The sequence below is a fragment of the uncultured Brevundimonas sp. genome, assembly GCF_963977465.1.
In the GTDB taxonomy this organism is placed as follows: Bacteria; Pseudomonadota; Alphaproteobacteria; order Caulobacterales; family Caulobacteraceae; genus Brevundimonas.
Genome location: NZ_CAXBOQ010000003.1, coordinates 20,941 through 33,038, shown reverse-complemented (window position 1 = coordinate 33,038; position 12,098 = coordinate 20,941). Strand labels below are relative to the sequence as shown.

Annotated in this window: 10 protein-coding genes; 5 read left to right on the top strand and 5 right to left on the bottom strand. The window is 65.4% G+C overall.

Features of this window, described 5'->3' with window-relative positions; all coding sequences use genetic code 11:
* Positions 1–6: 6 nt before the first annotated feature.
* The 5 genes from aguB to AAC067_RS07080 form a co-directional block, all read right to left on the bottom strand.
* Complete coding sequence (gene aguB / locus AAC067_RS07100; protein ID WP_339930957.1) at positions 7–876, bottom strand: N-carbamoylputrescine amidase; 870 nt, start codon at positions 874–876, stop codon at positions 7–9.
* Positions 876–1,886 (bottom strand): agmatine deiminase family protein, encoded by a 1,011-nt coding sequence (locus AAC067_RS07095; RefSeq protein WP_339930955.1) that lies wholly within the window; start codon positions 1,884–1,886, stop codon positions 876–878. Before AAC067_RS07095 ends, aguB begins: the two co-directional genes overlap by 1 nt.
* Positions 1,887–2,050: 164 nt before the next feature.
* Entirely contained in the window at positions 2,051–4,411 is a 2,361-nt protein-coding gene (locus AAC067_RS07090) for a TonB-dependent receptor (RefSeq protein ID WP_339930953.1), read from the bottom strand.
* A 221-nt stretch (positions 4,412–4,632) separates the two neighbouring features.
* Positions 4,633–5,892 carry a capsular biosynthesis protein gene (locus AAC067_RS07085; RefSeq protein ID WP_339930951.1) on the bottom strand — a complete coding sequence of 420 codons (1,260 nt, stop codon included), beginning with the start codon at positions 5,890–5,892 and terminating at the stop codon, positions 4,633–4,635.
* 196 nt (positions 5,893–6,088) lie between these two features.
* Positions 6,089–7,225: an OmpA family protein gene (locus AAC067_RS07080; RefSeq protein WP_339930949.1), complete on the bottom strand. Its 1,137-nt coding sequence runs from the start codon at positions 7,223–7,225 to the stop codon at positions 6,089–6,091.
* A gap of 270 nt (positions 7,226–7,495) precedes the next feature.
* Between AAC067_RS07080 and AAC067_RS07075 the strand changes: the two genes are divergently transcribed.
* The 5 genes from AAC067_RS07075 to AAC067_RS07055 all read left to right on the top strand — a co-directional run bounded on the left by AAC067_RS07075 (position 7,496) and on the right by AAC067_RS07055 (position 12,075).
* Positions 7,496–8,272, top strand: coding sequence for an ABC transporter permease (locus AAC067_RS07075; protein ID WP_339930947.1), 777 nt, complete (start codon positions 7,496–7,498; stop codon positions 8,270–8,272).
* 26 nt (positions 8,273–8,298) lie between these two features.
* Positions 8,299–9,465, top strand: coding sequence for a chain-length determining protein (locus AAC067_RS07070; RefSeq protein WP_339930945.1), 1,167 nt, complete (start codon positions 8,299–8,301; stop codon positions 9,463–9,465).
* Positions 9,465–10,133, top strand: a complete 669-nt coding sequence (locus tag AAC067_RS07065; RefSeq protein ID WP_339930943.1) for an ABC transporter ATP-binding protein — start codon at positions 9,465–9,467, stop codon at positions 10,131–10,133. The genes AAC067_RS07070 and AAC067_RS07065 overlap by 1 nt, the downstream gene beginning before the upstream one ends.
* Entirely contained in the window at positions 10,130–11,008 is an 879-nt protein-coding gene (locus AAC067_RS07060) for a hypothetical protein (RefSeq protein WP_339930941.1), read from the top strand. The genes AAC067_RS07065 and AAC067_RS07060 overlap by 4 nt, the downstream gene beginning before the upstream one ends.
* Before the next feature lie 62 nt (positions 11,009–11,070).
* The gene (locus AAC067_RS07055; RefSeq protein WP_339930939.1) at positions 11,071–12,075 is read left to right on the top strand and encodes an FkbM family methyltransferase; all 1,005 of its coding nucleotides are present in this window, start codon (positions 11,071–11,073) and stop codon (positions 12,073–12,075) included.
* Positions 12,076–12,098 lie beyond the last annotated feature (23 nt).

Sequence of the window (12,098 nt, the reverse complement as noted above, 5' to 3'; positions counted from 1 at the left end):
ACGGACTCAGGCTGGACGTGGCGCGACCAACGGGCCGTAGAGGTCCGTCCGACGATCCCGGAAAAAGCCCCAGGCGGCGCGATGCCGATCGAGGAAGTCGCGATCGAAGGTGTGGACCAGCACGCCCTCTTCGGTCCGCCCGAGGCTTTCGACCAGATCGCCACGGTGATCGGCGATGAAGGACGAACCATAGAAGTCCTGCCCGGCCCCGGCGACCTGCTCATGGCCGATACGATTGGCCCCGACGACCGGGACCACATTCGACACCGCATGGCCCTGCATGGCGCGCTGCCAGGGCAGGGCGGTGTCCAGCTCGCTGTCATGCGGCTCGGAGCCGATGGCGGTCGGATACATCAGGACCTCGGCCCCCATCAGCATCATGGCCCGGGCGGATTCGGGGTACCACTGGTCCCAGCAGATGCCGACGCCAACCCGCCCGAACCGGGTGTCCCAGACCTTGAAGCCCGTATCGCCCGGCCGGAAATAGTATTTCTCCTGATAGCCGGGACCGTCGGGGATGTGGCTCTTGCGATAGACGCCCATCGGCGAGCCGTCAGCGTCCAGCATGACCATCGAATTATAATAGTGCGGCCCCTCGCGCTCGAAAATCGACACCGGAATGGCCACGCCCAGTTCGGCGGCGACCGGGGCCAGGGCGGTGACGCAGGGGTGCTCGCGCCACGGATGGGCGGTAGCGAACCAGTGCTCTTCCTGGGTGACGCAGAAATAGGGCCCCTGGAACAGTTCCGACGGCAGGATCACCTGCGCACCCCGGGCGGCGGCCTGTCGGACCAGGTCGATGGTCTTGGCGATGTTGGCCTGCATGTCCTCACCGTAGGCGGTCTGCAGGGCGGCGACGGAGATTGTGCGGGCCATCAGGCGGGCTCCTGCTGGGTGATGCAGTGGAAGGATCCGCCACCGCTGAGTATGGCGAGCGACGGCAGCAGGACGATCTCGCGGTCCGGGAACACCGTGGCCAGGGCCTGACCGGCCAGATCGGCGGCGCGGTCGTCGCCATAGGTCGGCACGATAATGGCCCCGTTGGCGATAAGGAAATTCATGTGGCTGGCCGGGATCGGTTTCTCATCCTCGTCGGGAACGAAACCGGGCGACGGGATGCGCAGCACCCGGATCGGCTGCCCGTCGGCGTCCGTCATCGCCGACAGGGCTCGGGCCGTGGCGTCATAAACGTCGTCATTGGGGTCGCCGCGGCCCCAAGCGACGGGACAGGCGACTACGCCCGGCGCGACAAAGCGGGCGAGGTTGTCGACATGACCGTCGGTATGGTCGTTCAGCAGGCCGTCACCCAGCCACAGCACCTTGCGGGCACCCAGCGCCGCGCCCAGGGCAGACTCGGCCGCCGCCTCGCTCCAGCCCGGGTTGCGGTTCGGATTGAGCAGGCACTGGCGGGTGGTCAGCAGGGTGCCGGCCCCGTCATGATCCAGGGCTCCACCCTCAAGGATGAAATCATGTCGGGTCAGGGGCACACCGGCGGCGGTGCCGATCTGATCGGCGACCTCATCGTCGTGCGGGAAGTCGTATTTGCCGCCCCAGCCGTTGAAACGGAAGGCATGGGCCGTGCGCGACCCCGGGCCAAAGACCGGGCCGGTGTCGCGCAGCCAGATATCGCCGAACCGGCCGGGCACGATCTCGACCCCGTCGACGCCGTCAAGCCGGGCCTGAACCTCGGCCAGCGCTCCGTCGGTTCCAACCATCAGCCGCACCTGTTCGCGGCCCGGCCCCGTCAGGGCACGGACGAGGGCTTCGACCTCATCGCGGGCCTGCTCGAGCTGGTCCAGCCACAGCTCGGCATGACTGGGCCAGCCCACCCACATGGCGCGGTGCGAAGTCCATTCGGCCGGGATCGGCGGGAGCGAAGAGGTCATGGCGACGGCAAACATCCGGACAGGGGCCAAGCGGGCCAGCCCGGCCAGATAGACACCGCGACACCGGAGTTCAACAGCGCCCCCAAGGCGAACGGAGGACCAAAACGCCAAAGGGGGCGGACCGTTGCCGGTCCGCCCCCTCATTGAACAACTGTAGACGGGTCCTAGAAGGCCGTCCGCAAGGTGACCATGGCCGTGCGCGGCGCGCCCAGCTGGTACTGGGCCGAACCCGAGGTGCTGGTCGAGATGTCGGCCAGATACTCTTCGTCGAGCAGGTTGGTCACGTTGACCTGCATCCACCAGTTCGGCGCACCGATGCTGTTGAAGGTGTAACGGACGTCCAGGTCCCACAGGGTGTAGGACGGGGCGACCTCGGTGTTGATGTCATTGGCGAAACGCTCGCCGACATACTTGCCCTGGATGCCCAGGTCCCAGTCGCCCAGCTTCCAGTCCGCACGCATGGCGTACTGCCAGTCGGGCGTTTCCACCAGCTGGTTGCCGGCGGTCGGCAGGAACACCGGAACGCCACCGACCACGCCGTTCGGCAGGTCGTTCTGAACTTCGCTGTCGGTGTAGGTGACCGAGCCGTACAAGCTGAAATTCTCGAACGGCGAGAACCCGATCTGGCCGTCGAAGCCCCGCAGCGTGACTTCACCGATGTTGCGGGTCAGGAACAGGTTGGCCGCTTCATCGAAGGTCCGCAGGATGCGGTTCGAATAGTCCGTGTGCCACAGGGCGAAGGACGCGATCAGACCCGAAGATTGGTAGCGATAGCCGAGGTCGTACGAGTTGGTCTTTTCCGGTTCCGGATTGACGTCGACCCGATCATAGAGGTCATCGGTCCGCGGAGCCGAGAAGCCTTCGGCATAGCTGACGTAGAACGACTGGTGGTCGGCGAAGCGCCACGTGGCACCCGCGTTCGGCAGGACAGCGTCGTACTTCTTGTCGAACGAAACCGGAGGCCGGTAGCGATTGTTCGCGCTCGAGTTCAGGGCCGAGGCCGGAAACTGGACCGTACCGTCGGCATTAGTGACGGCCGGGGTCTGGGTCGTGCAGTAGGCGTTGAAGGTGTCGCGCTGGTAGCAGTAGTTGTTCAGCTCACGGCTGAAGAACGGAGCGCGCAGACCCAGTGAAACGCTGAGAGCGTCGTCGACGAAGGAGCCGCGGTATTCGACGGCGATCTGGTTCAGCTCGGCGTAGGACAGGCGATCCCGGCGACGCAGCAGGGTGCCGTCCGGCAGGGCGATCGGGGTGCCGTTGCGGCCCGCGAACGGATTTTCGGGACGACCGCTAGCCTCAATGTAGCCGACTTCACCGGTCTGACGGTGACGCCCGTAGTCGTAGGTGTAGGCGAGACGAACCGTGTTGTTGTCATTCGGGCGCCAGACCAGCGAGCTGGTCAGGCCGTAACGGTGGGTGTTGGTCGTGTTGGGGCGGTACAGGGTGACCGTGTCGAGGATGTCGCCGTCGCCGTTCAGGTCGACACCGGCCGCAGCCGAGTTGCCGCGGAGTTGGCGGTCGGTCTCGCTCCAGTTGCTGGTGCCGCCGCCGTTGGCGAGGACGTACTGGAACGAAGGGTCGACGGTCAGGGTCAGGCTGTCGGACAGGGTGAAGCGCGACGAGCCGCGGATGTTGCCCGTGTTGGACGGGTTGATGCCCGTGTAGGACGAAGCGACCGAGTTGGAGACGTCGAAAGCAGTGCCTGCATTGAAGTCCGCCAGGGTCACCCGACGGGTGAAGCTGTTACGGTTACGGTTGTAATGACCGGTCAGGGCGACGAAGTCGCCGTTGTCACCCAGGGCCTGATAGATGCGGCCGTTGTACTGGGTCTTGTTGATGCCACCCGGATCCTTGAAGTGATCGTATTCGGTGCTGGAATAGGCGACCCAAGCTTCGGTGCCCCAGGGGCCGAACGCACCGGTGTCCATCAGCAGGAACAGACGGCGATAGTCTTCCTCGCCGATCGACGGCTGGGCGATAATGCCGAAATCACTGCGGGTCCGACGGGTGTTGTAGTTGACCGTGCCGCCGGTGGCCGAGGCCGTGGGGCTGTCGACGTCGGTGGTACCGAGGTTGACGGTAGCGCGCTCGATCAGCTCGGGGTCGAGCTGCTGGTTGGAATAGATGGCGTAGTTGCCGGTGTCGTTCAGCGGGATGCCGTCGGCGGTCAGCGACACGCGGGCACCGTCAAATCCACGGATGGTCAGGTCGCCGCCCGACGAGCCATAGGCATCGTTGTTGGTGAAGTTGACGCCCGGGATCAGGTTGATCGAGTTGAGGATCGACTGACCGGCCGGCTGGGTCTGAATGTATTCTTCGGTGATGGTGGCGCGCGACTTGGAGGCGTTCTCGGCAACGATGTTGCCTTCGATCGTCAACGGACCGCGACGCCCCTGCACGACAACGTCATCAACCCTAGACGCCTCGAAAGCCTCCGTACCGGTCGATTGGGCCGAAGCGGCACCGGCGGCCATAAGGCCTGTGAACAGGGCGGTCGTCGCCCAGAACACGCGTTTGCGGTTCATCATTGTCATCTTTCCCCAGATGGTGAAGGCATTAAGGCCCGCGGCAAGCTGCAGCCTGTCAAAATCACGTTCCATCTACGGCGGCAGTCGGAAGCTGCGGCGACAGTCGTGTGACGGTGATGTGACGACAGCAAAGGGTGACCGGAAGGCCACACTGGTGGACGGATCCGATTTCGGGTGCCGCCATGCGGCCGGTAGCCCTACGATCACTGGATCGGGCGTCAGGTGCCGTTGCGTTCAGGGTTTCCCCGTCCAGCGAATATTTCCGCCAATCTTGCCGCGGTGGCGTTTATCGCGGCGGGGGCGTGAAAGCTGCCGTTGATCTGGGTGCGAGCGATGACCGTGGCCCGGAACCGGTGGAACAGGTCCGGATCCGGGGCGGTCGGCGAGGTCCAGAACCCATCCAATGGCTGCTGATCGGTGAGGCCGTCGAAATCGAAAAAAGCCTGCCCCAGAACCTTGACCGGCGTGCCGAAACCAAGCGCTGACAGGGCAGCGCTGGAATTGTTGACCACGAGTCCCCGCGATCTCCGGCACAGGTCCGACAGCTGCCCGCCGTCAATGAAATCGACCCGCGACGCCAAACCCCGTTCGACCGCGAGGGAGCGGGTTACCCGCCGCAGGTCCAGCAGGCCCGGATCCAGCGGATGGTTCTTGACCACGAGTCGGGCGTCCGCAGGCGCGAAGCGGGCGAAACTGGTCATAATCCCGGCGAGAAAGGCCGCATTGTCGGGCAGGCGCGAATAGCGCAGCAGCTGGGTGTCGCCCTCGCGTTGCAGGCAGACAAGAAAATAGGCACCCCGGGCGGCGATTTCTTCTGCATCACAGGCGCGCCGCGATGCGACCAGCCCCCGCAGATAGCGGCCGATGTGACCGGCGCACTGCAGCCAGGCCGGGGCCGTATAGGCCGGTGCGTAGCGCGGAAACAGGATGCGACCCGGCACCTGGACCAGATGGTGCAGGCTGATGTTGAGCACGTGATAGGGCAGGATGCGTCCCAGTGACCGGGGGGGAACCACCTCGGGCACCGGGTCATCATAATCGGCGCGGCGGCGCGGCAGGCGGCTGCAGGCGTTGACCCCGCCCTGCTCCAGCGTGATCCAGTCAGGGCGAAAATAGCCGTTCTCAAGGACCCAGACCCGGGTCCCGGTGGATTTCTCCAGGGCGACAATCGCATGATTGTAGGGCCCGCCCTCGCCGAAGATAATCAGGTCGCTGAACCCGGCGGTGAGCGCGACCGACCGTGTCGCCCAGACATCGGGGCCGTCCCGGAACACCTGTCCGTTCGACCGTCGCCATGACAGCAGATCGCCGGCGTTGAAGATCATCCGGACGACCGTTCCGCCGCGCGCTTCGATGGCGTTCGCCAGACGCCCGGCGAACGGACCAAATGGCGCGGTAACGATGAGGAAGCGTCGCCCGGTCAGGGTCAGACGACCCGTTTTCGGCGGTGTCGACTGGGGATCGGTCGTGGCGAGCAAAGACCGGTCCCTTCTTGACTAGTTGGCCAGACGACCGTTCCTAAGGTGCGCGACACAGCCTTGGCAAGCGTACCGGCCTCAAACGAAAACCGCCGGCCTCCTTGCGGGGGCCGGCGGTTCAATCGTGTGTCGGGATCGACGCTTCGTCCGATCCGGGGTTCGGGGGTCCGGCTGACGGACCCCCTGGCCTCGGTTCCTAGAAGTTGATGTCGATCGTCGAACGACGGTTCAGAGGCTCACGAACGCCGTCGGCGGTCGGACGGGCCAGGGCGGTTTCACCCTTGCCGTCGAGCGCGATGACGCCGCCGTTGACGCCTTGAGCGACCAGGGCATCAGCCACGGTGCGCGCACGGCGGTTCGACAGGCCCACGTTATAGGCAGCCGAGCCGGAGGTGTCGGCGTGACCGACAACCAGCACGCGGGTCGGACGACCCGACTTGGCGTAGTTCGCCGCCTGGGTGATCACGGCACCAGCTTCGCTGGTCAGGTCCGAGCGATCCCAGTCGAAATACACCACAAACTGCCGGGCAGCCGGAGCCGGAGGCGGCGGGGGCGGCGGAGGCGGGGGCGGCGGGGGAGGCGGCGGCGGGGGCGGCGGAGGCGGCGGCGGAGGCGGCGGCGGTGCGTAGGCACCGAACGCATAGCGCAGACCCAGGGTCACCGAGTGATCGGTGTAGCGACCCTTGTATTCAGCTGTCGTCGCCGGACCGGTGGTCGAGGCATCGAACGCCATGTTCGAGACGAGGTAGCGGTAGGTCAGGTCAACGTGACCACGATCGTTGAAAGCCCAGGCCACGCCGGCCAGGGCTTGAGCGGCCAGTTCACTCGAAGTGTCGTTGGTGGAGAACCCACGCGCACGATTGCTGGCGAGTGTGCCGGCAATGCGGGTGTCTACCTTGTTGACACCGGCACCGAGACCGATGAACGGCCGCAGGGCCGAGCCACCGAAGTCGAAATCATAGATGGTGTTAACCATCAGGGTGACGGCTTCCATTTCGCCCTCGGGGGCGAGGCAGGCACCGGCCGCCGGGGTGACGTTGCAGGCGAAGTCCGCGCCCGAGCTGGCCAGGGTCACATCGGCCAGCGGGCCTCTGCGCATGCCGCCCTCGACCTCGACGCGCCAGTTCTGGTCGAACCGGAAGCCAAGGCGGGCAAAGCTCGCCCATTTGCCGTCGGTTTCGATGTCGACGCCGCGGTCGGTTTCGGCGTCGGCCTGATGCCAGCCGGCGTCAATCGCACCGTACCAGCCGTTCGGCTCGGCCGCCGCAGCACCCGCGGACAGGGCGAGAGCCGCCGCTGCGCTGGATGCGAGGATAAAAGTCTTAACGCGCATAGGTGAAGCCCTCCGCAGGCAGGAAATGAGAAGTCCAGCGGACATGCCGCACATCGGGACCGCTACCACCTAAAGTCGATATCGTCGAGAAACCACGCGGCCCACCTCTCTTTTCCCGGCGGAGCGTGGCGCTGAAGATACAGAGGAATTTTCGCTCACCGGAGGATGCATCAAAGGGTCACCCGGCGGCCCGACCGTGCCGGTCAAAATCACTCGGTAGCCATGGACCGGACGTCGCGGAACGCGCCTGGATCATGATAGACTTGTGAAATGAGCGTCGGTTTCTTTCCGCAACACGGCCGGATCGTCGGCGCATTGATGATGCGCGAACTGATCACGCGATACGGTCGCGAAGGGCTCGGCTTCCTGTGGCTGATCGGCGAGCCCCTGATGTTCTGCCTGGGCGTGCTGCTGATGTGGCACATCATCAAGCCCGACTATGAACACGGTGTGCGGCTCGGCCCGTTTGTCATGACCGGCTACATGGCCCTGCTGCTGATGCGGCACCAGATTTCCTACAGCCTGTCCGCCATCCAGGCGAACATCGGACTGCTTCACCACCGCCGGATCACCGTCCTGCACCTATATCTCGCGCGCAACCTTCTGGAATTCGGTGGGGCCACGGGCGCGTTCGTCATCGTCTATGTTTTCCTGGCCAGCCTGGGTCAGGTCTCGGCTCCGCATGACTGGCTGCTGCTATACGGCGGCTGGCTGCTTCTGGGGTGGATGTCGATGGGCCTGGCCATCATGCTCAGCGCCCTGGCCCTGCGATACGACGTCATGGAGCGTGTCGTCCCCCTGCTCACCTATGCGCTGATCCCGGTTTCGGGAGTTTTCTTCATGGTCTCGTGGATACCGGCTCCCTATCAGGACGCCTATCTTCTGCTGCCGTTCCCGCACCCGATCGAGATGGTCCGGGCTGGCGTATTCGGGGAATTCGTGGCTACCCGTTATGATGCGCTCTATGCCCTGGGGTGGAGCGCCGTATTCAATTTCGCCGGCCTGATCCTGCTGGCCGGGGCCAAGGACCGTATCGATGCCGAATAGACCGAGTTGCGGGATGCGCGCCTGACATGACCGAACCGCGCCTTGACTATCTCGGCCCCCTGCCCGGCCCGGAACCGGGTGCGCGCCCCTCGCTCGTCAAGCGGTTGACCGGGCTGCCATGGCCGTTTGGTGTGGTGGTTATCCTGCCGACCCTGCTGGCGGCGATCTACTATCTGCTGATCGCCTCGCCCCGCTATGTCTCGGAAGCCCGGTTCATCGTGCGCGCGCCGGCCCAGGCCCAACCGTCCGCCCTCGGCGTGGCCCTGCAGGGCGTCGGCCTGCCAGGTGCCCTGACCGACGCTTTTGCCGTGCACGAATATATCCGTTCGCGAGACGGCCTCAGGGACCTGGGCAGGCATTACGACGTCGCCGCCCTGCTGGGTCGGCCGGGAACCGACATTCTGTCCCGCTATCCGCGTCCCTGGGAGAGCCGGACCTTCGAAGGCCTGCATCGCGGCTACCAGCGCTTCGTCACCGTCGGCTACGACTCGACCACGGGTATCAGCACCCTGCGCGTTGAGGCCTTCACGCCCGAGGAGGCCCAGGGCATGGCCGAGGCGCTGCTGAAAGGCGGCGAAGGGCTGGTCAACCGGCTCAACGTCCGCGCAGCAACCGATGCCGTCGCCTCGGCCGAGCAGGCCCAGACGGAGGCCCGGCTCCGCCTCGACACGGCCCAGCAACGGCTGATCGCCTTTCGCAACCGGGAGCGCTTTATCGATCCCGCCCGGACGGCGGCCGAAGGTGGCAAGCTGATCGGTGACCTGATGGCGACTGTGGCCAGCCTGAAAGCCGACCGGTCCCAACTGGCCGCTGAGGCTCCCCAGAGCCCGCGCTTGCCGGGTATCGACAGCCGGATCGCCGCCTTCGAGCGGCAGATCGCGCTCGAACGCGCCAAGATCGCCGGCGATGCCGGTTCGCTGGCCCCCCAGGTCAGCGCCTATGAGGATCTGGTCCAGGAACGCGAGTTCGCCGGCGCGCAACTGACGGAGGCCGCCGCGGCCCTGGTCATGGCGCGCCAGGAGTCCCGACGACAGACCCTTTATCTGGAGCGGGTCGTCAATCCGAGCCGTCCGGACGAAGCCCTTGAGCCGCGTCGCTGGCTGTCCCTGCTGACCGTTCTGGCCAGCACCCTGCTGATCTATGGAATCGGCTGGATGGTCTGGGCCGGGGTGCGTGAACACGGTCAGGACTGATGCCGCCGAACGCGCCGGGCCTGATTGTCGAGGGACTCGGCAAGACCTGGCGGAAGGCCAGCCGACCGGTCTTTTCGGATCTGGCCTTCGCGCTCGGGCCTACGGACCGGCTGGCGGTTCTGGGGCGCAACGGCCAGGGCAAGTCCACCCTGATCAAGATCCTCGGCGGCGTGCTGCCGGCCAGTACCGGCCGGGTCAACTGGGGCATGACCGCCTCCTGGCCGATCGGCTTTGGCGGCGGCTTCCAGGGCAGCCTGTCCGGTCTGGACAACATTCGCTTCCTGGCACGCCTCTACGACCGGAACTTTACCGAGCTGCGGGACCGGGTCGACGATTTCGCCGAACTCGGCCACCAGCTGACCGGGCCGGTGAAACACTATTCATCCGGCATGCGGGCGCGCCTGGCCTTCGGCCTGTCCCTGGCCATCGAGTTCGACTGCTATCTGATCGATGAATTGGTCGCCGTCGGCGACGCCCGCTTCCAGCAGAAATGCCAGGAGGAACTGTTCGCCCAGCGCGCCGACCGCGCCTTCATCATGGCCTCGCATGACGTTCACCTGATCGGTGCCCATTGCCGCAAGGCCCTGGTGATCGAGGGCGGCAAGGCCAAGCTGTTCGACGACGTTCACGAGGCAGTCGAGATCTATACCTGGTTGCGCGCTGCATGAATGGGATTGATGGCTGCATCGTCCTGACGCCGTCTCTGGAGCGTGAGGCCTGGGTCGATGCGATACATTCCGGCGCGCGGGAGGCGGGCTGGACCGTGGAGGACTGGAGTGGAGGGCCGCCCCCTGCAGAACACAAGGGACTTCTGGCGGTGATCGTCAGTGACGCGGTCGCCGCCCTGGCACTGGAGCCGCGAAACTGGGCGGTCATCACGACCGGAACCACCAACGCTGCGGTCGCCGCAGAATCCCAGTTCCAAACTCCGCCTGGCCAGGGCGTGTGGGTCGCTTCACGCCTGTTGGCGGGGGCCTGCCTGGTGCCCGGCGACGCGACGCGTCTGACCGATGAGAACCGCGGCAGGTCGTCGAACCCCCTGGAACTGCTCCCGGGGCTGAGGGTCCGGGCACCTGTTCCCGACCAACACGACGTCGGCAGGGATGCTGCGGCCTCGGCCCTAAGCCTCTACGCCACGGGAATGCCGGACATCGGAACCGCAGCGGATTGGCCGACCAGCCTGTTCAGCTTCGATCGACGTAGCGAAGAGGACCCGGCCGCCCCTGCCGTCCAGGACCTGACAGGCCCCCCGCGAATCCTGATCCACGGGCCGTACATCGCCCTGCCGCCGGGCGTGTGGCGCGCCAGAATTGGATTTGCGGTCGATAGCGTCGGCGCGCGTCATCGGTATCGGCTGGAGTGGGGCGATCTGGGAGCGTTCACGGAACATCGCTTCACGCCCGGTCGAGCCGGGCTCTATGAGTTGACTATCGATTACCGCTGGACCGCCGCCACGCCCGCCGAGGTCCGGCTGGTTCTTGCGGACGGAGCCATCGACGGGACCCTTACCTTCACAGGCCTGTCGGTCGTTCGTATCGCCTGACCCCGGTTCTGGTCGCCGTCGGGGCGGCCTGATAACGGTGGCTGATCAACGACGAGGTTTACATGAGCTTGGGTACAATTCTGGCTGGCCTGGCCAATGCCGTTCTGCCGGCAAACTGGCGTGTCATTCAGGTCTCGACCGAAACGGCAGCTGAGACCGAAACGCTGGCCGAGTTGGAGATGCCGGCCGAGCCGGAAACACCTCTGCCACCGGCCATAGTCTCACCCGAAGTTCCGCCGGCCGTCGCTCCGGTCATGATCTGTTCGGCCGAACCGCAGCGTTATTTCACCCTGGGACAGGACCTGGGACTCACCCGGCTTCAGGATGGCCATTTCCTCTATGTCGACCCGATGGACGAGGCCGTTGCCGCGCACCTGATCGCCCGCGGCTATTGGGAAAACTGGATACACAAGGTCGTCTGCGCGCTTGTCCAACCCGGAGATCACATCATCGAGGTGGGAGCGAATTTCGGCTACTATACCGTCGCCATGGCCCTGCAAACCGGGCCGACCGGGTCGATTCTCGCCTTCGAGGCCAACACCGGACTGGCCGATCTGGTCCGACGGTCCGTTCATTTCAATGGCTACAGCCCGACGGTGAAGGTCATTGCCAAGGCGGCCTCTGACAAGGCCGGGACCCTGAGTTTCGCCACCTCCCGACGCAATGCGGGGGGCGGTACCATCTCGACGGAGCCCGGGGCGCTGGGACCGGACAGTGTCCTGGTCACCGTCGAGACCGTCACACTCGATTCGATTGCGCCCGAGGGCGTGCGCTTCATCCGCATGGATGCCGAAGGGTCGGAGCCGTTGATCCTGCGCGGTGCAGAGCGGTTGCTGCAACGTCCGGACATCGTGGTCTGCATGGAGTGGGACGTGGTGCAGATGTCGGCTCGCGCCGACGTCCAGGCCCTGATCGAGTGGTTATCCAGCCTCGGCTTCCGCTACTGGAGCATCCAGTACGACTCCACATTGCTCAGCATTCCGGCAGCCGACATGCCGACCCTTCCAGCCTGTGATGTCGTCATGGCGCGGGAGGTGCCTGCCGGCATTGCCGTGGCTGAATCCTGACCCAGGCCGCTTTCCGGTTACCG

Coding starts and splice junctions, on each gene's coding strand:
- aguB (WP_339930957.1), bottom strand. CDS start 876: ATGGCCCGCACAATCTCCGTCGCCGCCCTGCAGACCGCCTACGGTGAG.
- AAC067_RS07095 (WP_339930955.1), bottom strand. CDS start 1,886: ATGACCTCTTCGCTCCCGCCGATCCCGGCCGAATGGACTTCGCACCGC.
- AAC067_RS07090 (WP_339930953.1), bottom strand. CDS start 4,411: ATGAACCGCAAACGCGTGTTCTGGGCGACGACCGCCCTGTTCACAGGC.
- AAC067_RS07080 (WP_339930949.1), bottom strand. CDS start 7,225: ATGCGCGTTAAGACTTTTATCCTCGCATCCAGCGCAGCGGCGGCTCTC.
- AAC067_RS07075 (WP_339930947.1), top strand. CDS start 7,496: ATGAGCGTCGGTTTCTTTCCGCAACACGGCCGGATCGTCGGCGCATTG.
- AAC067_RS07070 (WP_339930945.1), top strand. CDS start 8,299: ATGACCGAACCGCGCCTTGACTATCTCGGCCCCCTGCCCGGCCCGGAA.
- AAC067_RS07065 (WP_339930943.1), top strand. CDS start 9,465: ATGCCGCCGAACGCGCCGGGCCTGATTGTCGAGGGACTCGGCAAGACC.
- AAC067_RS07060 (WP_339930941.1), top strand. CDS start 10,130: ATGAATGGGATTGATGGCTGCATCGTCCTGACGCCGTCTCTGGAGCGT.
- AAC067_RS07055 (WP_339930939.1), top strand. CDS start 11,071: ATGAGCTTGGGTACAATTCTGGCTGGCCTGGCCAATGCCGTTCTGCCG.